The sequence below is a fragment of the Mycolicibacterium arenosum genome, assembly GCF_024320865.1.
In the GTDB taxonomy this organism is placed as follows: domain Bacteria; phylum Actinomycetota; class Actinomycetes; order Mycobacteriales; family Mycobacteriaceae; genus Mycobacterium; species Mycobacterium arenosum.
On the sequence record NZ_JANDBD010000001.1, the window covers coordinates 421,453 to 442,544 of the forward strand.

24 protein-coding genes and 1 pseudogene are annotated in these 21,092 nt (G+C 67.1%); 12 read left to right on the top strand and 13 right to left on the bottom strand.

All coding sequences use genetic code 11. The features are described from left to right. Positions 1-56: 56 nt before the first annotated feature. The 3 genes from fdxA to NM203_RS02135 form a co-directional block, all read right to left on the bottom strand. Positions 57-410: a ferredoxin gene (fdxA, locus tag NM203_RS02125; RefSeq protein WP_255057951.1), complete on the bottom strand. Its 354-nt coding sequence runs from the start codon at positions 408-410 to the stop codon at positions 57-59. A gap of 73 nt (positions 411-483) precedes the next feature. Next, positions 484-1,131, bottom strand: coding sequence for a TetR/AcrR family transcriptional regulator (locus tag NM203_RS02130; protein ID WP_255057953.1), 648 nt, complete (start codon positions 1,129-1,131; stop codon positions 484-486). Positions 1,132-1,246: 115 nt separating this feature from the next. Further along, positions 1,247-2,263, bottom strand: coding sequence for a zinc-binding alcohol dehydrogenase family protein (locus tag NM203_RS02135; protein ID WP_255057954.1), 1,017 nt, complete (start codon positions 2,261-2,263; stop codon positions 1,247-1,249). 132 nt (positions 2,264-2,395) lie between these two features. Here NM203_RS02135 and NM203_RS02140 point away from each other — a divergent pair, with 132 nt between their 5' ends. The 4 genes from NM203_RS02140 (at position 2,396) to NM203_RS02155 (ending at position 4,364) form a co-directional block, all read left to right on the top strand. Next, entirely contained in the window at positions 2,396-2,665 is a 270-nt protein-coding gene (locus NM203_RS02140; protein ID WP_255057955.1) for a DUF1918 domain-containing protein, read from the top strand. An 85-nt stretch (positions 2,666-2,750) separates the two neighbouring features. Beyond that, positions 2,751-3,209, top strand: coding sequence for a pyridoxamine 5'-phosphate oxidase family protein (locus tag NM203_RS02145; RefSeq protein ID WP_255057957.1), 459 nt, complete (start codon positions 2,751-2,753; stop codon positions 3,207-3,209). 44 nt (positions 3,210-3,253) lie between these two features. Beyond that, positions 3,254-3,658 carry a pyridoxamine 5'-phosphate oxidase family protein gene (locus tag NM203_RS02150; protein WP_255058279.1) on the top strand — a complete coding sequence of 135 codons (405 nt, stop codon included), beginning with the start codon at positions 3,254-3,256 and terminating at the stop codon, positions 3,656-3,658. Positions 3,659-3,662: 4 nt separating this feature from the next. Continuing rightward, positions 3,663-4,364, top strand: coding sequence for an SRPBCC family protein (locus NM203_RS02155; RefSeq protein ID WP_255057958.1), 702 nt, complete (start codon positions 3,663-3,665; stop codon positions 4,362-4,364). 11 nt (positions 4,365-4,375) lie between these two features. Here the strand turns inward: NM203_RS02155 and NM203_RS02160 are convergent, their stop codons facing one another. The 3 genes from NM203_RS02160 to NM203_RS02170 form a co-directional block, all read right to left on the bottom strand. After that, positions 4,376-5,179: a sensor histidine kinase gene (locus tag NM203_RS02160; protein WP_255057959.1), complete on the bottom strand. Its 804-nt coding sequence runs from the start codon at positions 5,177-5,179 to the stop codon at positions 4,376-4,378. Beyond that, the gene (locus tag NM203_RS02165) at positions 5,176-5,844 is read right to left on the bottom strand and encodes a response regulator transcription factor (RefSeq protein WP_255057961.1); all 669 of its coding nucleotides are present in this window, start codon (positions 5,842-5,844) and stop codon (positions 5,176-5,178) included. The genes NM203_RS02160 and NM203_RS02165 overlap by 4 nt, the downstream gene beginning before the upstream one ends. A gap of 108 nt (positions 5,845-5,952) precedes the next feature. After that, entirely contained in the window at positions 5,953-6,810 is an 858-nt protein-coding gene (locus tag NM203_RS02170; RefSeq protein ID WP_255057962.1) for a universal stress protein, read from the bottom strand. Positions 6,811-7,015: 205 nt separating this feature from the next. On the opposite strand from NM203_RS02170, the gene NM203_RS02175 reads away from it, so the two are divergent. From NM203_RS02175 to NM203_RS02190, 4 genes are all read left to right on the top strand, one after another. After that, positions 7,016-8,914 (top strand): propionyl-CoA synthetase, encoded by a 1,899-nt coding sequence (locus NM203_RS02175; protein WP_303624016.1) that lies wholly within the window; start codon positions 7,016-7,018, stop codon positions 8,912-8,914. Positions 8,915-9,057: 143 nt separating this feature from the next. Then, a complete protein-coding gene (locus NM203_RS02180) occupies positions 9,058-10,443 on the top strand; it encodes a WS/DGAT/MGAT family O-acyltransferase (protein ID WP_255057963.1) in 1,386 nt (461 codons plus the stop codon). A 2-nt stretch (positions 10,444-10,445) separates the two neighbouring features. Then, a complete protein-coding gene (locus NM203_RS02185) occupies positions 10,446-11,555 on the top strand; it encodes a 3-oxoacyl-ACP synthase III family protein (RefSeq protein ID WP_255057964.1) in 1,110 nt (369 codons plus the stop codon). Next, the gene (locus NM203_RS02190) at positions 11,530-12,447 is read left to right on the top strand and encodes a beta-ketoacyl-[acyl-carrier-protein] synthase family protein (RefSeq protein WP_255057965.1); all 918 of its coding nucleotides are present in this window, start codon (positions 11,530-11,532) and stop codon (positions 12,445-12,447) included. Before NM203_RS02185 ends, NM203_RS02190 begins: the two co-directional genes overlap by 26 nt. On the opposite strand, the gene NM203_RS02195 is transcribed toward NM203_RS02190, so the two are convergent. From NM203_RS02195 to NM203_RS02225, 7 genes and pseudogenes are all read right to left on the bottom strand, one after another. Next, positions 12,434-12,841 carry a DUF302 domain-containing protein gene (locus NM203_RS02195; protein ID WP_255057966.1) on the bottom strand — a complete coding sequence of 136 codons (408 nt, stop codon included), beginning with the start codon at positions 12,839-12,841 and terminating at the stop codon, positions 12,434-12,436. The two genes, NM203_RS02190 and NM203_RS02195, sit on opposite strands and share 14 nt — an antisense overlap. Continuing rightward, positions 12,838-13,836, bottom strand: coding sequence for an alpha/beta fold hydrolase (locus NM203_RS02200; RefSeq protein ID WP_255057967.1), 999 nt, complete (start codon positions 13,834-13,836; stop codon positions 12,838-12,840). Before NM203_RS02200 ends, NM203_RS02195 begins: the two co-directional genes overlap by 4 nt. 14 nt (positions 13,837-13,850) lie before the next feature. Then, a complete protein-coding gene (locus NM203_RS02205) occupies positions 13,851-14,726 on the bottom strand; it encodes a potassium channel family protein (RefSeq protein WP_255057968.1) in 876 nt (291 codons plus the stop codon). Positions 14,727-14,757: 31 nt separating this feature from the next. Further along, positions 14,758-14,895, bottom strand: a pseudogene (locus tag NM203_RS02210) (peroxiredoxin); the annotation flags it as partial. A 113-nt stretch (positions 14,896-15,008) separates the two neighbouring features. Further along, positions 15,009-15,371 (bottom strand): thioredoxin, encoded by a 363-nt coding sequence (gene trxA, locus NM203_RS02215; protein WP_255057969.1) that lies wholly within the window; start codon positions 15,369-15,371, stop codon positions 15,009-15,011. A 35-nt stretch (positions 15,372-15,406) separates the two neighbouring features. Next, on the bottom strand, positions 15,407-16,609 hold the full coding sequence (locus NM203_RS02220; RefSeq protein ID WP_255057970.1) for an NAD(P)/FAD-dependent oxidoreductase: 1,203 nt from the start codon (positions 16,607-16,609) through the stop codon (positions 15,407-15,409). 40 nt (positions 16,610-16,649) lie between these two features. Continuing rightward, a complete protein-coding gene (locus NM203_RS02225) occupies positions 16,650-18,029 on the bottom strand; it encodes an MBL fold metallo-hydrolase (protein ID WP_255057971.1) in 1,380 nt (459 codons plus the stop codon). 204 nt (positions 18,030-18,233) lie between these two features. Here NM203_RS02225 and NM203_RS02230 point away from each other — a divergent pair, with 204 nt between their 5' ends. From NM203_RS02230 to NM203_RS02245, 4 genes are all read left to right on the top strand, one after another. Then, positions 18,234-18,815, top strand: a complete 582-nt coding sequence (locus NM203_RS02230) for a rhodanese-like domain-containing protein (protein ID WP_255057972.1) — start codon at positions 18,234-18,236, stop codon at positions 18,813-18,815. Between the two features lie 5 nt (positions 18,816-18,820). Beyond that, positions 18,821-19,693, top strand: a complete 873-nt coding sequence (locus NM203_RS02235; protein WP_255057973.1) for a sulfite exporter TauE/SafE family protein — start codon at positions 18,821-18,823, stop codon at positions 19,691-19,693. A 70-nt stretch (positions 19,694-19,763) separates the two neighbouring features. Next, positions 19,764-20,033, top strand: coding sequence for a metal-sensitive transcriptional regulator (locus NM203_RS02240; RefSeq protein ID WP_255058281.1), 270 nt, complete (start codon positions 19,764-19,766; stop codon positions 20,031-20,033). 78 nt (positions 20,034-20,111) lie between these two features. Beyond that, positions 20,112-21,089: a magnesium transporter gene (locus tag NM203_RS02245; protein ID WP_408633279.1), complete on the top strand. Its 978-nt coding sequence runs from the start codon at positions 20,112-20,114 to the stop codon at positions 21,087-21,089. Positions 21,090-21,092: the final 3 nt, after the last annotated feature.

Genomic DNA, 21,092 nt, shown 5'->3' on the forward strand with positions numbered 1-21,092 from the left:
TTCGTACCGTGTCGGCCGAGGCTCCGAAGAGGGCCGAAGGTCACCGACGAAGGTGCTCAGTGCTCCAGACGAGGCTTGCTCGGCATTGCGGCCACCAGCGGGGTATCGACGCCGACCCGGCCGAGTCCGTCTGCGCCGCCAGGGGACCCGAGGGGTTCGCTACGGCCGGGTAGCACCGACTGGAAGAACGCGGCGTTGTCGGCGAGGTGACGTTGCTCGTCGTCTGACAGGTCGGTCTCGTACTCGATGGCGTCGAGCCGGCACGCGGTCTTGCACGCCCCGCAGTCCACGCACTCGTCGGGATTGATGTACAGGGAGCGGGCACCCTCGTAGATGCAGTCCGCCGGGCACTCGAGTACACACGACTTGTCCATCACGTCAACGCATGCCGAGCCGATCACGTAGGTCATGGCATCTCACGGTAGGGAGTCAACAGGGTGTCACGCGCGAGCCCAAGGTCACCGTCGGAGATGACCTTCGTCCTCAGCGTGGCTCGACCTGCGCCACGAAGGCCTGATACATGCTGTCATCGGCCATGAGTCCGTAGGTGTAGAGCTCGAGCGCGGGCAGCATGACGTCGCGGGCGTAGTCGCGAAGCACCGCGCGCATGTCGGAGGGGTCTCGGTGCAGCTGAAGGTACAGCAGAAAGCCGCCACCGGCGGCCATCGTGAGGAAGTGTGCGCGAGCCCTCGGGTCGCGGGTGGGTTTCACCGTTCCGACGCGCACGGCGTCCTCCAGATAGCGCTCCGCATTGTCGGTCATCTGCTGGAACAGCGCTCGAGCAGATTCGCCACCGGACTGCAGGGTGCGCACCAGATACGACATCATCGGCGCGAACGACTCGATGTCGGCGACCTGGGCGAACCACGGCCGCGGGTCGGGGTTCGTCAGCGCCTCGGTCTTCGCCTTGCGGACCGTGTCCTGCAGATAGTCGTCGCAGGCGGCGTGCAGCCCCTCGATGGATCCGAACATCTCGGTGAGCGTCCGTACGTCGGTATCGACGGCCACTGCCATCTCGAGCATCGACATGTCGAAGCCGAAGCGCGCGAAATGTTCGATTGCCCTCTCACACAAACGTTCTCGAAGCGATTGCTCGGACAGTGGCCGCGCAGTGCTGTCAATGGTCGTCATGGCGTCCTCCTGGTGGGTCGCAGCCGCAACGGTTCTCGCCTCGACCTCACCTCGACGGCGGACGCGAGCGCTAGGGCCTTTGGACACCACGGCGGGTTCGCGGCCCACGAGCGCGCTACACCCGCAGCACCGCCGCCCCGGATATCCGCCCGAAGCTCAGATCGCTCAACGCGACATGGGCCCGGTCGAGTGCGTACTGCACTGTGGTGACCTCGATGTGGTGGTCGCCGGCGAATGCGAGGAACTCGCGAGCGTCGGCGCGGGTGTTCGAGGTTACGGAGCGCACCTGCCGCTCCTGGAACAGATGGCGCTGGTAGGTCAGTGGCGGGATGTCGCTGAGGTGGATTCCCGCGATCGCCAGCGTTCCCCCGCGGTCGAGTGCCTCCAGGGCCGGCAGCACCAGATCGCCCACCGGTGCGAAGAGGATCGCGGAATCGAGCGGCACGGGTGGTGGGTCCGCTGCTCCTTGCGCGGACGCCGCGCCCAGGGCGAGGGCCAGCTCCCTGGCGCCTTCGCCACGGGTCATGACGTGGACTTCGGCGCCGCGCGCCAGTGCCACCTGGGCTGTGATGTGCGCGCTGCCACCGAATCCGTAGATGCCCAACCTCCCTCCCGGCGGTAGGTCGGCACGCAGCAGCGATCGATAGCCGATGATCCCCGCGCACAGCAGTGGTGCCAACTCCGCGTCGGAGTAGCCCTCGGGCAGGCGGTGAACGTAAGCGGCTGGCGCGACGACGAACTCGGCGTACCCGCCGTCGGCGTCCCAGCCCGTGTAGAGCGACCGGGGGCACAGGTTCTCCTGTCCGCGACGACAGAATCGACAAACCCCGCAGGTGTGCCGAAGCCACGCGATCCCGACCCGATCACCGACGGCGACGTCGTCGACCGTGCCCCGCCCGACCGCGACCACCTCGCCCACCACCTCGTGGCCCGGCGTGACGTGGGACATGTGCATCGGCAGGTCGCCTTCGGTGACGTGCAGGTCGGTGCGGCAGACTCCGCACACGCTGACCGCGACCAGCACCTCGTCGTCAGCCGGAGTCGGTAGTCCGGCGGTGACGAATTCGAGTGGGCCCGCGCTCATCGGACCCGGCGCGCGGACCCGCCATGCGCGCATGGTGCGTTGAGTCATGGCTCCATGGTCCCACTCGGCCTGCGGGCGACCAGAGGTCCTTCGGCCCTAAGACGAGGCGAGCCCGCGACCTACTCTCAGGTCGCCCGCCCGCACGAGACGGCCGGGCGGCGGACCGAGGAGGCGACTGCGATGAAGGCCAGGGTTGGAGACTGGTTGGTGATGAAGGGTTTAACGGTCGGCCAGCGGGACAGGCGGGGGATCATCAGCGGCGTGCGCAACGAAGACGGCTCGCCACCGTACGTCGTCCACTGGCTCGACGACGACCACGTCGCCACCGTGTTCCCCGGACCGGACGCCGTCATCGTGACGGCCGCCCAACAACGGGCGGCGGACGAGCGCGCGAATCGGCGTATGACTGCGCTGCACCTCGAATCGGCTCGCCAGCACCAATGCCGGTAGCCGGGGTCCAAAGGACGTTGATGCCGTCGAAACAGGTGACTTTGGACACCATCGGCGGGCCCCCGAATTGATTAGCGTTTGCGGCATGTCCAATCCGACTCAACCGGTAACCGTTCTCTCGGCGACCGAATGCTGGGAGCTCCTGTCGAGTGCCACGCTCGGCCGACTCGTCACAAGCGTCGACGGTCACCCGGAGATCTTCCCGATCAACTTCGTCGTTCGAGGACGAACGGTGTTGTTCTGCACCGCCCAGGGCACGAAGCTGGTCAGTGCCGCGATCAACGACCAGGTGTTGTTCGAGGTCGATCATCACGACGTCGACACCGGCTGGAGCGTGATCGTCAAGGGGTTCGCTCAGGTGCTCCGGTCGGAGGAGGATCTCGCCGACGCGGCTCAGGCCGGCCTGCTCGCATGGGAGCCGCCGGCAAGGCAGCACTTCATCCGCATCCGTCCGCTGAGCGTCACCGGTCGACGGTTCGCCTTCACCGCCCGACCCGCCGAACCCGTGGCCCACAAGTCGCACGCAGCAGCAGATTCACAGTGAGGAGCGACATCGTGACCACACCTCAGGCCTACCCCGTGACGGCGATGAGTGACGACGAGTGCTGGGCGGAGTTGGCCAGCACGGCGCTCGGGCGACTCGCCACCAGTGTCGACGGACAGCCGGATATCTTCCCGGTGAACTACGTCGTACAACGCAGGACCGTTCTCATTCGGACCGCCGAAGGCACGAAGCTGGCGAGCGCCGCCATCAATCACCGGGTGGCGTTCGAAGCCGACGATCACGACGTCTGCGCGGGGTGGAGCGTCGTCGTGAAGGGCCGGGCATCCGTGCTCTCGTCGATGGACGAGCTCGCGGCCGCTGAGCGGGCTCAGGTTCTCCCGTGGATCGCGACGCCCAAGGAGCGCTTCATCCGGATCACGCCCGTCGAGATCACCGGGCGCAGGTTCCAGTTCGGCGGCGAGCCGGCTGAATTCTTCGACCTGGGCTGACACCATGGTCAACGTGTGGACGAAAACCGTTGCGGCAGCGGGACTGCTGTACGCGGCGCGACGGTACTTCAGCAACTGGGGTACGACCAAATCCGAGTCGACGAAGTATCTTCCGGGTGACGAGTTGATCGGTCCACCCGTGGCGCAGGCGACCGAGGGCGTGTGGATCGAGGCGTCCGCCAGCAGCGTGTGGCCGTGGCTGGTCCAGTTGGGACAGGATCGGGGCGGGCTCTACACCTTCGACACGCTCGAGAACGTCATCGGACTTCGGTACGTGAACGCCGACCGCATCCATCCCGAGTGGCAGCACCTGGCTCCCGGCGATGCGGTCCGGTTGGTGCCGAGGGGCTGGATGGGGTTGCGCGGTCTGGCGATGCGGGTGGTCGAGGTCGACGACGAACGGTGCATCGTGCTGCGTGCGACGGCTCCGGAACACCACTGGGACGCCGTGTGGTCCTTCCATCTGATACCGGAGTGGGAGGATCGCTGCCGCTTACTGATTCGATCGCGGATGAGTCTGCGGCATCCGGGTGAGATCCTGCTCGCGGAACTGGTCGGACCCGCCAGGGCGTTCGTCACGCGCGGCATACTGACCGGTGTCAAGCGACGGGTCGAATGCACACTGCAAGCCGAGGAATCCGCGGCCGGGGCCGTCGACGATCTCCATCGAGAACCACAGGTAGTGGAAGGAACCCTGCCGCTCTAGCCGGAGAGCCGTTATCTCAACGCCGGGAGTGTGAGCGTGAATGTGGCTCCGCCGCCCGGAGTTTCGGTGAATCGAACGTCGCCGCCATGAGAGCGGGCGATCTCGCGAACCAGCGCCAGCCCGATTCCGTGGCTACGCCGTTCGACGGTTTCGGTGATGTCCTCACCGGTGGTGAAGCGCGTGAACAGCGAGCCGACCGCGTTGGCGTCGAGCCCGTAACCGTCGTCGACGACGGCCACTGATACGTCGCGCGCGGAGCCGGACAGTCGAAGCACGACGGTGCCACCGGGTTTCTGATGTGCCAGCGCGTTATCGACCAACGCGACCAGAGCGCGGCGCAGCGCCGAACCCGATCCCCAGACGTCGAAGGCTCCCTCCCGTCTGTCGACGGTGAGTTCCACCTCTCCTGCCTCCGCGATGCCGGCCATACTCCGTCGGACTTCGTCGACCACCGAGGCCAGGTCGACGACACCGCCCCGACTGCCGGGATGGATCGTCGTCGCCGATTCGAGGAGGTCGTCGATGACGTCTCTGAGTGCCCTGGTGTCGTCGGCGAGCCTGGAGGCCTCCGCCGCGAGGTCCACCTGGCCCGTCGCCACCGCTTCCCGCGCGACGAGCTGCGCACGGGTGTGGAGGATCGTGAGCGGGGCCCGGAGTTCGTGGGATACGTCCGCGACGAATCGGCGCTGGGTGTCCAGCGCCTGCGCCAGGGGTCGTATCGACCTCCTCGTCAACACGACGACGACGGCTAGGGAGGCGAGCGTGCCGGCGCCCGCGGCGGCGGCCAGCGACAGCGGGAGCCTGCTGCGCGTCACCGGGTGCCCAGCCGGTACCCGGACCCGCGAACGGTCCGGACGACCTCGGGGCCGAGCTTCTGTCTCAGGTAGTGGACGTAGGTATCCACGGTGCCGGGCGTGTCCACCCCGTCGAACGCCGCCGCCAGCAACTGCTTGCGGGTGAAGACCCGGTGTGGCGCACTCATCAACACCGCCAGCAGATTGGATTCCCGCTTCGTCAGGGACACGGGTTTGCTCGCGAAGCGCGAACCGGTGACCGTGTCGGAGACCCTGTCGAGGCAGAGGCCCCCGGCGCGCAGGAGCGTGCCCCCGTCGGGGCGGCGCAGCAACGCCCGCACCCTGGCCATGAGTTCGGGCAGCTCGAACGGTTTGACGAGGTAGTCCTGCGCACCGGCATCGAGGCCCTCGACGCGATCTTCGAGCGCGCCGCGCGCGGTCAGCAGCAGTGCCGGGGTCAGCACGCCTCGGGAGCGCAGAACGGCGACGAGTTCGGCGCCGTCGCGGACCGGCAACCCGCGGTCGATGATCGCGACGTCGTAATCGTCGGTGAGTGCGCGGTGCATGCCCTGCTGGGCGTCGTACGCGAGGGTCACCGAATAGCCCTCGTCGGTGAACACGCGGTGCAGCATGTCTGCCAGCACGCGATCGTCTTCGACGATCAGCAGGGTAGGCGCTGGCGCCATGTCCGGGTCCACCACGCGCGTGAGCGTGCCGGTAGAACTTTAGAGCGGTATAAGAATCGGTGGAGTCCGCGCCTCATGCCATGACCTCGCCCTCGGGGACCGCCTCGCTTAGCGAGCCACGAGCACCGAACACATCGCGTGCTCGCGGAGCGCGTGATCGTGCGGACCCACGATTCGCGCGGCCTCGGCGACGTCGGCGCTGCCGAGCACGGCCGACGGTGACACGACGGGGCCGAGGGCGACGGTCCTCGGGTAGCGCCGGTCCAACTCGTCACGGTTGTCGGCGAGGAACTCGGCGAGTGCGCCCCTGGCCTCGATGACGTCGACGTCGACATCGGGGTAGTGCTGCCGCCAACCGTCGACTCGTATGCCGACCGGTTGCCCGGTGGTCGTCCCGAGGGTGTTGCAACTCAGATCGACGACGACGAGCGGAGCGTGTCGGACCCGCGCCTCGTCGAATGCCGTTCGGAGAACGGTGTCGTCGTCTGCGGGTTGGTTCTCAGACCCGACGGCCACCCAGTTGCCGACGTCGCGACCTCGGGTCGCCGGACGGATGATCGCCACGGGACAGTGGGCGCCTTGCGCGACGTCGACTGCGGTGGAGCCGAGCACGGCGCGCGCGACGGCACCGATGCCGACCGAGCCCACGCACACCATCGCCGCGTGTCGGGATTCGGCGATCAAGGCGTTGGACGGCGGCCCAAAGGAGATCTCGGCTTCGACCTTGACCGACTCATCCGTCGCGGCGACTGCGGCCGACGCTTCCCGCAGCGACGTTCGGGCGTACTCGACCTCGGGGCCGTCCGGTGTCGAATCCCCCAGCGTGTGAGGAACATTGGCGCAACTGATCAGGCGCAGCGGTACGTCGCGCGCCCGCGCCTCGCCGACTGCCCACTGGGCGGTCTCGATAGCCGCGATGGAGCCGTCGATACCGACCACAACCGGCGTGCTCTCGTGATCGGTCACGGCTTCCTCCAGATTCACGGCCACCCCGGAGGCGACTCTGAAGGGCACGCTATGGGTGGGATCGGTGAGCGGTGAAGAGGACTTGGTCACTTACGGGCGGGGCCTACGTCAGCACGCGATCGACCTGTACCCGGAGATGCGCGGGACCTATGGACGTCAGTCAGGTGCCGAACGTCTCTGCCGCGGCGACGGGTGGAGCAGTCATATGGAGTCGATGGAGAAGGGATGCATCGACATGGGCGGATATCGCGCGTTGTACCAGGCGAGCCTCGACGATCCCGAACGGTTCTGGATGGATGCGGCCCGAGAGGTCTCGTGGACACGCTTTCCGCACCGGGCTCTGGACGACACCCGGCCGCCGTACTACCGGTGGTTCCCGGACGGGGAGTTGAACACGTGCGCGAACGCGCTGGACCGTCATGTCGACCACGGTCGCGGCGAGGCTCCGGCACTCATCTACGACTCGGCTGTCACAGGCACTCAACGCACGTACAGCTACGCGGAATTACTCGACGAGACAGCCCGATTCGCAGGGGCGCTGCGTGCGCTGGGGGTCGGTACGGGCGATCGCGTCGTGCTGTACATGCCGATGATCCCCGAAGCCGTGATCGCGATGCTGGCGTGCGCCAGGATCGGGGCCGTGCACTCGACGGTGTTCGGCGGCTTCGCGCCGCACGAGCTGGCCGCGCGCATCGACGACGCTCGACCGACGGTCGTGGTGTCCGCGTCCTGCGGGATCGAACCGTCGAAGGTCATCGACTACAAGGCCATGCTCGACGCCGCCGTGGAGGCGAGCGAGCATCCGCCTCGAACCTGTGTGATCGTGCAACGGGAGCAGCTCCCGTGCGGTCTGATCCCGGGCCGCGACGTCGACTGGAACGACGTCATGAAAGACGCCGAGACGGTGGATCCGGTGCCGGTGTCGGCCACCGATCCGCTCTACGTGCTCTACACGTCGGGGACCACCGGAAAACCCAAGGGAGTGGTGCGCGACAACGGAGGCCACGCGGTGGCGCTGACGTGGAGCATGCGCCACATCTACGACATCGGAGCGGGCGACGTCTTCTGGGCGGCGTCCGATGTCGGCTGGGTGGTGGGGCACTCGTACATCGTGTACGGACCGCTGCTGGTGGGTGCGACGACGGTGCTGTACGAAGGCAAACCGGTCGGCACGCCCGACCCCGGCGCATTCTGGCGAGTCGCCGCCGACTACGGCGTCAAAGCGCTCTTCACGGCACCGACCGCGATCCGTGCGATTCGCCGCGAGGATCCCGACGGTGCATGGGTGCGGGAGTACGACCTGTCGGAGCTCCGTCACCTCTTCCTGGCGGGGGAGCGACTGGATCCCGACACGTACGAGTGGGCCACCCGCCAACTCGACATCCCCGTGATCGATCACTGGTGGCAGACCGAGACGGGCTGGGCCATCGCGGCCAATCCGCGGGGTGTGGAGGCCCTGGCCGTCAAGGCGGGTTCACCGAGCGTCCCGATGCCCGGCTACGACGTCCGCGTCCTCCATCCGGACGGCGATCCGTGCGCTGCCGGCGAGGAGGGCGTGATCTGCATTCGGCTCCCGCTTCCGCCGGGCACCCTGCCCACACTGTGGGGCGACGACGCCCGTTTCCAGGCCTCGTACCTCTGCGAACATCCCGGCTACTACCTCACCGGAGACGGTGGGTACTTCGACGACGACGGTTACCTCTTCGTCATGGGCCGTATCGACGACGTGATCAACGTTGCGGGACATCGCTTGTCGACCGGCGCGATCGAAGCGGTGCTCGCCGGCCACCCGGCGGTGGCCGAGTGCGCCGTCATCGCCGTCGGGGACGCCGTAAAGGGCCAGGTTCCGCGGGCGTTCGTGGTGCTCAAGGCGGGTGCTGAGGGGGACGACCTGCCCGCCCAACTGGTGCAGCGGGTGCGCGATGAGATCGGCACCTTCGCGTGTCTGAGACAGGTGGATGTCGTTGCGGCGCTGCCGAAGACGCGCTCGGGAAAGATCCTGCGCAAGACGATGCGCCAGATCGCACACGGGGAGGACGTGGCGATGCCGTCGACGATCGAGGACCCGGACGTACTTCACGCCCTTCGTCCGGTACTGCGGTGATCGCCGCGGACACCACGCCGGTGTTCCACGGAGGCAGAAGAGTCGCGCTGTACGACGCGTCACCGACAAGCGGCACTGTGGCCTTGTAAGAAGGGACTTGTGACCTCTGTCGGTGTGGTCGGAAGGCGGGCATCGTCAGAGCCATGGAGAGCCTGTCTGTGCTGGATGCGAGCTTCCTACAGGCTGAGGATTCCGACCCGCATGTCAGCCTGGCGGTCGGCGGCGTATCGATAATCGCGGGCCCGGCGCCCGACTACGCGGAGCTACTCGAGGTGTTCGCGGCTCGGGCGCAACGCATTCCGCGCTGTACCCAGATGCTGCGGACCCATTCACTCGACATCGCGCCACCCGAGTGGGTGCCCGACGACTCCTTCGACATCGCCCACCACGTCCACCGGATGGCGCTGCCGCAGCCAGGGTCCGACGCCGAGTTGTTCGCAGCGATCGCCACCGTCATGGAGCGCCGCCTGGACCGCGAACGCCCGCTGTGGGAGTGCTGGGTCATCGAGGGCCTGTCCGAGGACCGGTGGGCGATCCTGCTGAAGATCCATCACTGCATCGCCGACGGCATCGCCACGGCCCGGATGCTGGCCGAACTCAGCGATCCCGAAGACGCAGCAGCCGGCACCTACGCCGGCGACATCCGAGCCGCCAGAAAAGACGGCGGACCCCGATGGTGGGGAGTGCGTCTGAGCCTCAACCCGTTCACGTGGGCGCCCGACGTCCTTCGAGCAACGCTGGCCGCCGCCGGCGCCGTCGAGCACGCCGTCGTCGGCGCCGCTGAACTGACCGCCAGCGTGCTGACCCACCCGTCGGACAGCTCCCTCAACGGCTCGCTGTCGGCGATGCGACGATTCAGCGCGGCGCGCGTCGACCTCGCCGACCTGGCACTGGTGCACAAGGTCTTCGCCGTGACGCTGAACGATGTGGCACTCGCGGCGATCACCGGCGCGTACCGCACGATGCTGCTCGATCGCGGCGAGACGCCGGGGTCGGAGGGCTTGCGCACCCTGGTTCCGGTGTCGATGCGATCCGCCGACGACTTCGACGTCACCGACAACCGGGTGTCGGCGATGCTGCCGCTGCTACCGATCGACGAACCCGACCCGGTGATGCGCTTGGCGATCGTGCACGAACGGTTGACCAAGGCCAAGGACAGCGGCCAGCGCGAGGGTGGGAGCGCGATGTTCGCCGCCGCGCAATCGGTCCCGTTCGCACTGTCCGCGTGGACGATTCGGCTACTGACCCGGCTCCCGCAGCGATCGGTCACGGCGTTGGCCACCAACGTTCCAGGTCCGCGCGGCCGTCAGCGGGTGCTGGGCCGTGAGGTGCTCGAGATCCTGCCCGTGCCGCCCATCGCGCTGCACCTCCGCACCGGCATCGCGATGCTCAGCTACGCCGATAGGTTCTTCTTCGGCATCATGGCGGACTACGACGCCGCACCCGATGTCGACGGCCTGGCGGCGAGCGTGGAGGAAGAGGTGCGGCGGCTCGCCGAGCTCGCCCGCGCCGCAGGGAGCGTCGAGTAACCGTGAACGAGCACTGGTTGGTCAGCGAGACCGCCGACGCCGGGGCGCGGACGTTCACCACGCGACTGGTCGCGGCCGGTCGGCATCTACCGGCAACCCGTTTGCGCACAGCCGACTTGATGGCCAGCACTCGCCACCACACTCACATCGATCTCGAGCGGCTGACCGGCATCCGCGAGCGCCGGGTGTCGACCGGTGAGGACGACTCGTTCAGTCTGGCCACCGCCGCGGCCCGATCCTGTCTCGCCAACGCAGCGCAGGATGCGGGCGATGTGGACGTGGTGATCAACTGCAGCATCACCAAGTGCCACAACGGGATGACGCACTGGCTGGAACCGTCGATGAGCGGTGCGATCGCCCGTGCCATCGGTGCGGAATCCGCCGTCACATTCGACGTCGCCAACGCGTGTGCCGGAATGCTGACCGGAGTGATGGTGCTCAACAACTGGATTCAACAGGGACTGGTGCGTCGGGGTCTGGTGGTCAGCGGTGAATACATCTCCGGACTGGGGCGCAACGCCGCCCGCCACATCCGCAACATCGCCAGCTCGGAGCTGGCGTCGCTGACGCTGGGTGATGCCGGCGCCGCGCTCCTACTGGAACGGGCGCCGCTCGGTTCGGCGGGCATCCTGTTCGCCGGATTCACCACCATCGCCCGCTACAGCAGGCTGTGCCTGGCCTACCCGAAGGGTGCCGATCCCGGTGCCAGGATGTTCACCCACTCGCGGGCGATACAGCAGGCCGCGCTCGCCGACACCCCTGCGTTGCTGGCTGAAGTCCTTGAACAGCTCAACATTTCGATGAGCGACATCGACCACGTCATCACCCACCAGACGTCGGCGCGCGCGATCCGCAAGGGGATGGCCGAACTCGAGGCCCGGTTCGGAGCGCATGCCCGGCGCGATCCGGTCATCACGGTCGATCGGTACGGTAACACCGCCTCGACCACGCACACGGTGGCACTGGTGGAGGAGCTCGAAGCCGGGCGCATCCGCCCCGGCGAGACGATCGCGTTGATCTCGCTCGCCTCCGGGCTCGAGATCGGCGTCATCATCCTGACCGCCGGCGAGGAGTTGGTGAAGCGCAATGGGCACAGTGATCGACCGGCTTGAGGTCACCCGCGCAGGATGGCGCTCTCGCCACAGCGCACTGCACTTGGCGGTCACCGCCGCGAAGAGGTGCCTGCAGCAGGCCGGCCACGCGGCCGACGATGTGGACCTGCTCATCAACGCGGGCATCTACCGCGACCGCAACCTCGCCGAACCGGCCTTGGCGGCGCTGATTCAGCAGGACATCGGCGCGCACTCCGAGGACCCGCACCCCGATGCCCACGGCACGTTCTCCTTCGACGTCGCGAACGGCACGTGTGGCGTGCTCACCGCGATGCAGATCGCCGACGGATTCCTTCGGTCACGGGCCATTCGGCGCGCCCTGATCGTCGCCAGTGACGCGGACCCCGGCCACCGGATGACCAAGGACTTCCCGTTCGCGCCGGCGGGCACGGCGATGCTGTGCACGTGGCGGGACGGTGACGCAGGCCTGGGTACCATCCACTGGGTCAACCGATTCGACGATGCGGACGCGTACAGCGCGACTGTCGAGTTGGCCGGTAGACGCAACGTTCTGCGCTTCGACGTCGCCGCGGACCTCGACGCTCGCCTCGCCGACGCGGCCGCGGACGCCGCCTCACAATGCCTTCACGAAGCCTCGTTGGCTGTCGGCGACCTCGACGCCATCGTCGCCGCCCCCGCCGGAGACGCGTTTCGGGTGGCTCTCGCGGAGCGGCTCGGCGTGGCGCCGGATCGGATCACGGTGGCCGACGACGCTCGAATGCACACCGGCGGACTGATAGCGGCCCTGGCGCTCGCCGCGGCGGGCCGGGTGCTGATGGTGGCTGCCGGGGGTGGTATCACCGCAGGCGCCGCGATCTACCGGGGCGATCGACCGGCGACCGCAGACGTCGTCGGTGTCGATCCGGGTAGTGCGATCGTCACATCGCGGTAGTGGACAACGCGCCAATGGCTGCGCGCAGTTTCTCCGCCGCGTCGTCGGCGACCGACTGCAGTTCGGGTTGTTCGGCGATCGACACCATGAGCTGTGGGTCCATGGCGTCGACGATGACGTGCCCTGTGGACTGGGGATCCGAGCGAACCACGACGTTGCACGGCAGTAGCAGGCCGATCTGTCGATCGACGCCGAGGGCGCGGTGGGCCAGCGACGGGTTGCAGGCGCCGAGGATGAGGTAGTCCTCCATGTCCTGGTCGAGTTTGGTCTTCATGGTTGCCTTCACGTCGATCTCGGTGAGCACGCCGAAACCCTGTGCTGCCAGGGCGTCTCTGGTGCGGGCGACGGCATCGGCGAACGAGGTCTTCATGGTGGTCGAAATCGCCAGGGTCATGACGTACTCCTTTTGTTGCGGTGTCGGGGCGAGTGAGAAACGGGGTCGCGCAGGCAGCGCAGCAGGAACGCCAACTGGTCCTCGGCGACCTGTGCGAGAACCGCACCGTGGTACACGTCGAAATGGCCCACCGGATACTCGTGGATCTCGTACGACCGCGCTTCAGCGATCTTCTCCTTCACGAAGGCGGACGAGAGCTGCGCGTCGTCGCGCGCCAACGTCACCAGGATCGGACACGTGATACGGCCGATGGTGCCGGCACGATAGCGCGGCGCGGTGAACAGGAATCGCGGCGTCACCCTGTTGCGCCACGTGGGGGAGTGTTCTTCGACGTCCCGAAAACGTTCGGCCAGGGCCGGGTCGCTGAACACCGCATGGCCCAGCGAGCCGTACACGGCGATGTAGTGAGGGGAGAGTCCCAGCGCACCACGCGCGGTGTCCACGGCGGCGGCACCCAGCAGTCGCGCTGTGCTGACGATGATCTCGGCTGCACTGGGCCGGAAACCGGGTGGTGTGAACCGTCCGCGCATTCCCCTGAACATGTCGATCGCAGGAACGTTGGCGACGACCGCGGCGATGCGGTGATCCTCTGCGGCGACGGTGATCACATGACTGCCGCCGAGGGAAGTGCCCCACAAAGCGATTCGGCGGGCGTCGATTCCACTGGACGTTCGCGCGAAGGCCACCGCACGGCGAAGGTCCGCGAGCTGACGGCGGCTGTCGATCAGCTGGCGCGGCGTACCGTCACTGGACCCGAGACATCGGTAGTCGAACACGAGCACCGCCAGACCGCCCTTGGCGAACGTCTCGGCGAAATCGGGGAGGATCCAGTCCATCGTCCCGGAGAAGCCGTGAGCCATGACGACACAGGGCGCTTCGACGTCGGATTGCACCGGGCGGTAGAACACGCCGGCGATCGACGAGCCATCCGAGTCGAACGAAACACGCTGTGTGACATAGCCGGCCCGGCGCATCACCGATTCCTCGTCCGTCACCGCCCAGTCACCGCTCATCTCGGCCTGTGCCGATGATCTGCGGCGTAGCCCCGGATGACGGCGGCGGTATCCCCGTCGAGTCCCAGGAATTCGTTGTTGAGCAGTCCCGTGAGGCTTTCCACTGCGGCGGTGACCAGCGCGCCTGCGAGCCGCGTCTGCGGATATGCACTGCCCTCCGCCTCGGATGCGAGCTCAGTCGCGTACACGAGTGAGGAGGCCAGCGAGGCATCGACCTCCACGTCCCGGAAGTAGTACGTCGCGCCGTATTGGGTGAAGTCGTTGCGGACCTCCATGATGGCGTCGGCCAACCTGGTGAGCACGTCGGTCGGGACGCTGTCGATACCCAGATCCGGGTTCGCCCTGCGAGCTTCGCGCAGGGTCGACAGTTGCAGGGCCACCACGCGCCTGCGGTGCAGGGCCGGGTAGATCTGAAGAACCCAGGACACGGCTGCGGTGAGCAGCATGAAGCCGAACAGCGCCTCGAGGGGGACGATCAGACGAAGGAACGGCGTGGCGGGCACGATGTCGCCGAATCCGAGCGTGCCGATCGTGACCAGCGACAGGTACAGCGAGTCGAAGACGTCGTGTCGCCCGGCGGGATTCAGTTCCGAACTGTAGGCGAACCCGTCGGGCATCTGGGCGAGGTAGAGCAGTGCCCACCCGACGACGGCGATGACTCCCCAGGCCAACACGACGAGGGCGATTCCCAGCGGCCCCGTCATTCCCGCGATCCGTCGATCGGAGCGGAACGATCGCAGCATCCACCAGACGAGCTTCATCACCTGCGGCGCGATACTGCCGTGACCGACCGGGTGGAACAGCGTGTGGAACACGTCGCGCGCCACCACTGCCACCAGCAGGAATCCCATCAGAGTGATTGCCCAGCTCACTACGACACCTCGTTTCGATCGACGCCGGGGTTCACCCGCGGTGAATTGCGGACTCGACCTCTTCGACAGGGAGCTCCCTGGTGCAGAAGAACCAGTCCTCGCACTCGACGCCGGCTTCGTGTCCCTCCATCCGGTCCTTCGCGGTGCCGCAGGATCCGGCGGGTGGGACGGTGAAGTCGGCGGGGTGAGAGAACAGGATGGCCGGCGACTCGATGGTGGTCATGTCGGTTTCCTTCCAGCAGTGGGCTTCTCGGGGCGAGTCGTTGCGCAGGTGCATCGCGGTCAGGACTTCGAGGCCGCGATCTTCGCCTTCAATTCGGACATGTCGAGATCCTTGACTCTGGTGACGAGGTCCTCGAGAGCGGCCGCCGGCATCGCTCCCGGCTGGCGGTACACCATGATGCCGTCGCGGAAGGCCATGATCGTCGGTATCGACTGAATCTGAAGGGCCGCAGCGAGTTCCGGCTGGGCCTGCGTGTCGACCTTGGCGTGGACCACATCGGGGTGCGCCACGGCCGAACGGTCGAAGACCGGGGCGAACGCGCGGCACGGGCCACACCACGACGCCCAGAAGTCGACGAGCACGATGGAGTTGTCGACGATCGTGGATTCGAAGTTCGACCGGTCGAGAGTTGTCGTTGGCATGGGGGTGTCCTTTCGTTGCAGCGCAGTCGGTGTGCTCAGGCGAGACCCTTGAGCATGAGATTCCAGTACATGAACGGGAGTCCGTACTTCTTGAGGTACCAGTAGGCCCGATGCGGCTTCGTGGGATCGAGAAGAGGAAAGGAGGGTTCCAGGTTCAGGTCGTAGTCGAACTCGGCGAGCAGCATCGCATGCGACGAGGTGACGATCGGACACGACGAGTACCCGTCGTACGACGCGGTCAGCGGCCGCCCCGTCAAGAACGCGGAGATGTTCTCGACGACGACGGGCGCCTGCTTGCGGATCGCGGCCCCGGTCTTCGAGTTCGGCGACGATCCGGCGTCACCGAGGCTGAACACGTTGGGGTAGCGCACGTGCTGCATCGTGTGCTTGTCGATCTCGACGTACCCGGTGGCGTCGCCGGTCGACAACGGGCTGGACTTGACCCAGTCCGGCGCGGACTGCCGCGGCACCGCGTGCAGCACGTCGTAGGACAGCATCGCATCGGTACCGCCGGGGCCGACGCTGGTGATGCCGACCTTGTGCGATGCGGCGTCGACCGAGGTCACCTCGGAACTGCTGTGCAGTGTGATGCCGTAGTCGGCGATCACGGCGTCCAGGCTGTCGGCGATCGCGGGGATGCCGAACGGGCGCGGTCCCGGCATGACGAGGTGGACGTCGATGTCCTTGAGCACGCCCTGCTTCCGCCAGTAGTCCGACGCCAGGTACGCGATCTTCTGCGGAGCGCCCGCGCACTTGATGGCACCGGACGGCACGGTGAACACCGCGGTACCCGAACGGAGGTTGCGGATGAAGTCCCAGGTGCGTGGCGCGAGGTCGAACCGGTAGTTCGACGACACGCCGTTGCGGCCCAGGGCTTCCTCCAGGCCTTCGGTGGACTTCCAATCGAGTTGGATACCGGGGCAGACCACGAGCACGTCGTAGCCGTAACTGGACCCGTCAACGCACGTCACCGTGTTCTGCTCCGGGTCGAACTCGCTGGCCGCGGTTTTGATCCACGTTGCGCCTTTCGGCATGACCGAGGACTCGGTGCGTTCGGTGCTCGATTGCTTCGCTTGACCACCGCCCACCAGCGTCCACAGCGGCTGGTAGTAGTGCGTGGACGACGGCTCGATCACCGCGACGTCGTGAAAGCCCTTGCGCAGCAGACGGGCCGCGACGGTGATGCCGGCCGTTCCGCCACCGACGATCAGGATGTGGTGCTTGGCGGTGGTGGTCATGGTGTTCGTCTCCTCGACTGATTCAGGCGTTCCGGTGGGCTCAGGCGTTCTGGTGAGATTCGTCCCAGGCGCCGAAGCCGCCCAGGATGTCGCTCACGTCGGCGAAGCCGCGCTGCCGCAACAGGCTCGCCGCCACCGAGGATCGGTAGCCGCCCGCGCAGTACACGACCGTGGGCTTGGCGGGGTCCAGCTCGTTCAATCGAGCGGGCAACTGCCCCACGGGGATCGGGATCGCACCGGGAATGGTCCCTGCCTCGACCTCGCCCGGATTGCGGACGTCGACGATCTGCAGGTTGGTCAGCTCGGCTGCTCTCTCGTCGAACACCTTCGCCGTCAATCGGGATGCCACCTGAACGTCGCCCTGGTGGCTGAACATCGCCTGGAACGGCTCGGCCAGATAACCGATCACCCGGTCGAATCCGATGCGCGCGAGACGGTTCTTGCCCTCGAGTTCCTGTCCGGGTTCGGTGAACAGCACGATGTCGACGTCGGAGGGTAGGACCGAGCCGGCGAATTCGGCGTAGCGGCCTTCGAGTCCGATGTTGACGGCGCCGCGCAGGTGGCCTTGGGCGAACTCCTCCGGTGTGCGCCCGTCGACCAGGACGGCGCCGCGGTCGAGCGCCGCGCGCATCTGCTCGTAGGTCATCGCCGTCGGCATCTTGGTCTCGTCGAGCAACTCGCGGTCCTTGCGATTGAGGATCGCGTCGTAGACGAAGTAGCCGGGTGCCGGCGGCTGGCCCTCGGTGACGAGGTTCATGAACGTGGCCTTGTCAGGCGCCCGTAGGGCGTAGTTCGTCGCCTTCTGCTCACCCATCGTCGACCACAGATCGGTCGACAGGTTCTTGCCGCATGCCGAGCCCGCGCCGTGCGCCGGGTACACCCTGGTCGCGTCGGGCAGCGTCATCAGCTTGTCGTGCAACGAGTCGTACAGCTTGTCGGCGAGTTCCTCGCGGGTGAATCCGATCGAGGCCAGCAGGTCGGGTCGACCGACGTCCCCGATGAACAGCGCATCGCCGGTCAGCACCCCGTAGGGCACCGTGTCATCGGAGTGCTCGTAGACCACGATCGACAGCGACTCCGGGGTGTGGCCGGGAGTGTGGCGGAACTCCAACGTCACGTCACCGAGCGAGTAGATCTCACCGTCGGCGACCCCCCTCGACTCGAACTCGGTTTCGGCGACCGAGGAGAAGACGATCTCCGCCCCGGTGGCCTTCGCCAGCTCGAGGTGACCGGAGAGGAAGTCGGCGTGGAAGTGGGTCTCGATGACGAGTTCGATCGTCAAGCCGAACTTCTCGGCATCCGCCAGATACTCGGCGATGTCGCGCTGTGGGTCGACAACGACTGCGCGACCGGTGGTTTCGTCTGCCACCAGGTACGAGGCGTGTGACAGGCACTCCAGGTAGTACTGGATGAACTTCATGGCTTCGGCCCTTTCGATCGACGGTGGTGACACCATCTTGGTGTATACCCCTATGGGTATGTCAAGTGCGTGCCGCGTGGGGATATTCCTCACTTGACAATACCCTGGGGGGTATAGATACCATCTCCTGTGAACGTATCTCCGGCGGCGCGTTGCCAGTAGAGGCTTTCGTCACCGCCGGTCACCCGAGAGGACGGCGACACCGTGACCACGCCCATCACCATCGATTCGCACAACCTTCGCGAGCGGCTCAGTTCGGCTGCGCCGCCGCGCATCCTGGACGTCCGCACGGCCGGTGAGTTCGAAACCGCCCACATCGCCGGTGCCTACAACGTCCCGCTGGATTTGCTGCGCGAGCACCGCGACGAGATCATCAAGCACCTCGATGACGAGGTCGTCCTGGTGTGCCGGTCCGGTCAACGGGCGGCACAGGCCGAGGAGACGCTCCGCGCGTCCGGGCTGGGCAACGTCCACATCCTCGACGGCGGGATCACGGCCTGGGAGGCCCAGGGCTTCGGGGTCAACCGCGGCGCGCAGCGATGGGATCTCGAGCGTCAGGTCCGACTGGTCGCCGGGTCGCTTGTGCTGGCCGGCGTGCTCGGCAGCATCGCCGTGCCGAAGCTCAAGTGGTTGGCCGCCGGTGTCGGCGGGGGGCTCACCGTCGCGGCCCTGTCCAACACCTGCGCCATGGGGATGCTGTTGTCCAAGCTGCCCTACAACCGCGGGGCCGCCTGTGACGCCCAGAGCGTCGTGGCGCAGCTCGTCGATCCCGCGAAGGCCGGGTAACCGCCATGATCGCGCTGACGGTCGTCCTCGCCGTGTTCGTCGGCATCGCACTGGGCCTACTCGGGGGCGGTGGCTCGATCCTGACGGTCCCGTTGCTCGCCTACGTCGCGGGCATGGACGCCAAACAGGCCATCGCCACGTCGCTGTTGGTGGTGGGCGTCACCAGCGCCGTCGGCGCGATCTCGCACGCGCGGGCCGGCCGCGTGCAGTGGCGCACCGGGCTGATCTTCGGAGCGGCCGGCATGGCCGGCGCCTATGCGGGCGGCCTCCTCGCCCGTTTCATTCCCGGCACCGTACTTCTCATCGGCTTCGCGCTCATGATGATCGCGACGGCCGTCGCCATGCTGCGGGGACGCAGGGAGGCCGTCGGCGCCGTTGCGGTGCATCGCATTCCCGTGGGGAAGGTCGTTGCCGAGGGGCTGGTGGTCGGCCTGGTGACCGGGCTCGTGGGTGCCGGCGGTGGATTCCTCGTCGTGCCGGCGTTGGCGTTGCTCGGGGGACTGCCGATGCCGATCGCGGTGGGCACCTCCCTGGTCGTGATCACCATGAAATCCTTTGCCGGCCTTGGTGGATACCTGTCCAGTGTGCACATCGACTGGACCGTGGCACTGATGGTCACCGCCGCGGCTGTGGTCGGTGCCCTGATCGGTGCGCGACTGACCGCGATGGTGAACCCCGACGCGCTGCGAAAGGCGTTCGGCTGGTTCGTTCTCGCCATGTCGTCGGTGATCCTGGCCCAGGAGATTCACCTGGCCGTCGGTGCCGCGGCGGCCGTGTCGACCGCCGCGGCCGGAGCGATGTACCTCGCGTGCACGCGGACCGGATTCTGCCCGCTACGCAGAGTCTTCGCGCCCCGCCACGTGGGCGCGCCGGGATGAGTCGATCCCGTCGGGCATATACCCAGGAGGGTAAACTGTTGCAACCGGTATGACGACGAAGGGACGGCCGATGGTCGGCGACGAAGACAGCATCGCGGCAGTGTTGAACCGATTGCGCCGTGCGCAGGGTCAGCTGGCCGGCGTCATCTCGATGATCGAGCAGGGCCGTGACTGCAAGGACGTCGTCACCCAACTCGCCGCGGTGTCGCGCGCTCTCGACCGGGCGGGCTTCAAGATCGTGGCCACCGGGCTCCGGGAGTGCATCACCGGCGAGGGTGCCGACGGCGGCAAGCCGATGACGGAAGCGGAGTTGGAGAAGCTGTTCCTGGCGCTGGCGTAGACCATGGAGTCGATGGTCCTCGCGACGGCGGTAATCGGACCCTATTGGGCGGGGTTCCGGTAGCGGACACTCAGCGAGGTGTTGACCGATACCCCGCCCGTTGATCGAATCGACACCGTCTCGGAGCACGTATCGGCGCGAGTGCCGCTGGCGCGGCCCGAACAACTGGTCTCCGACGTCCTCGATGCCATGCGTGGTGTGCGGTTCGACAGCGTGGCCGCGGTGGCGGTCCTGGCGGACGATCGCCTGGTCGGGGTCGCCAGCATGGAGCAGATGATCGGCGCACCCGTTGCGGCCACGGTCGCCGACGTGATGGACGCCGCCCCCACGGTCGTCGCGCCGGATACGGACCAGGAACACGCCGCGTGGCAGGCCGTGCAGCACTCCGACGCCACTGTCGCCGTCGTCGACGACGCCGGGAGATTCCGCGGTCTGATCCCGCCACGCCGATTGCTCGATGTGCTGTTGACCGAACACGACGAGGATCTGGCTCGGCTCGGCGGGTTCCTGGCCTCGGTGGAGTCGGCGCGTCGGACGAGTTTCGAGTCGGTCACCCGACGCCTGTGGCACCGCATGCCGTGGCTGGTCGTGGGATTGGTCGGCGCGACACTGTCCGCGGTGCTGATGTCGGCGTTCGAGGCTCAGCTCAGCACGTCGGTGGCGATCGCGTACTTCGTACCCGGCATCGTGTACTTGGCCGATGCTGTCGGCACGCAGACGGAAACACTTGCCATCCGCGGACTTTCGGTCGGAGTGGGCATCCGGCGGGTGATCGTGCCGGAGTCGATGACGGGACTCCTGGTCGGTGTGCTGCTCGGCGGGATGACCCTGCCGCTGGTGGTTCTGCTCACCGGCGACTGGATGTTGGCGATCGCCGTGGCCATCACGCTGCTGGCGGCGAGCACCATCGCCACCGTGGTGGCGTTGGCGCTGCCGTGGCTCCTGCATCGGCTCGGAATGGATCCCGCATTCGGCTCCGGACCACTGGCCACGGTCGTGCAGGACCTTCTCTCGCTCGCGATCTACCTCGGCGCCGTCACCGTTCTGCTGACGTGATTC

Coding starts and splice junctions, on each gene's coding strand:
- NM203_RS02235 (WP_255057973.1), top strand. CDS start 18,821: ATGATCGCGCTGACGGTCGTCCTCGCCGTGTTCGTCGGCATCGCACTG.
- NM203_RS02135 (WP_255057954.1), bottom strand. CDS start 2,263: ATGACTCAACGCACCATGCGCGCATGGCGGGTCCGCGCGCCGGGTCCG.
- NM203_RS02140 (WP_255057955.1), top strand. CDS start 2,396: ATGAAGGCCAGGGTTGGAGACTGGTTGGTGATGAAGGGTTTAACGGTC.
- NM203_RS02155 (WP_255057958.1), top strand. CDS start 3,663: ATGGTCAACGTGTGGACGAAAACCGTTGCGGCAGCGGGACTGCTGTAC.
- NM203_RS02240 (WP_255058281.1), top strand. CDS start 19,764: ATGGTCGGCGACGAAGACAGCATCGCGGCAGTGTTGAACCGATTGCGC.
- NM203_RS02220 (WP_255057970.1), bottom strand. CDS start 16,609: ATGACCACCACCGCCAAGCACCACATCCTGATCGTCGGTGGCGGAACG.
- NM203_RS02180 (WP_255057963.1), top strand. CDS start 9,058: ATGGAGAGCCTGTCTGTGCTGGATGCGAGCTTCCTACAGGCTGAGGAT.
- NM203_RS02130 (WP_255057953.1), bottom strand. CDS start 1,131: ATGACGACCATTGACAGCACTGCGCGGCCACTGTCCGAGCAATCGCTT.
- NM203_RS02225 (WP_255057971.1), bottom strand. CDS start 18,029: ATGAAGTTCATCCAGTACTACCTGGAGTGCCTGTCACACGCCTCGTAC.
- trxA (WP_255057969.1), bottom strand. CDS start 15,371: ATGCCAACGACAACTCTCGACCGGTCGAACTTCGAATCCACGATCGTC.
- fdxA (WP_255057951.1), bottom strand. CDS start 410: ATGACCTACGTGATCGGCTCGGCATGCGTTGACGTGATGGACAAGTCG.
- NM203_RS02195 (WP_255057966.1), bottom strand. CDS start 12,841: ATGACCCTGGCGATTTCGACCACCATGAAGACCTCGTTCGCCGATGCC.
- NM203_RS02190 (WP_255057965.1), top strand. CDS start 11,530: ATGGGCACAGTGATCGACCGGCTTGAGGTCACCCGCGCAGGATGGCGC.
- NM203_RS02145 (WP_255057957.1), top strand. CDS start 2,751: ATGTCCAATCCGACTCAACCGGTAACCGTTCTCTCGGCGACCGAATGC.
- NM203_RS02150 (WP_255058279.1), top strand. CDS start 3,254: ATGAGTGACGACGAGTGCTGGGCGGAGTTGGCCAGCACGGCGCTCGGG.
- NM203_RS02165 (WP_255057961.1), bottom strand. CDS start 5,844: ATGGCGCCAGCGCCTACCCTGCTGATCGTCGAAGACGATCGCGTGCTG.
- NM203_RS02175 (WP_303624016.1), top strand. CDS start 7,016: ATGGAGTCGATGGAGAAGGGATGCATCGACATGGGCGGATATCGCGCG.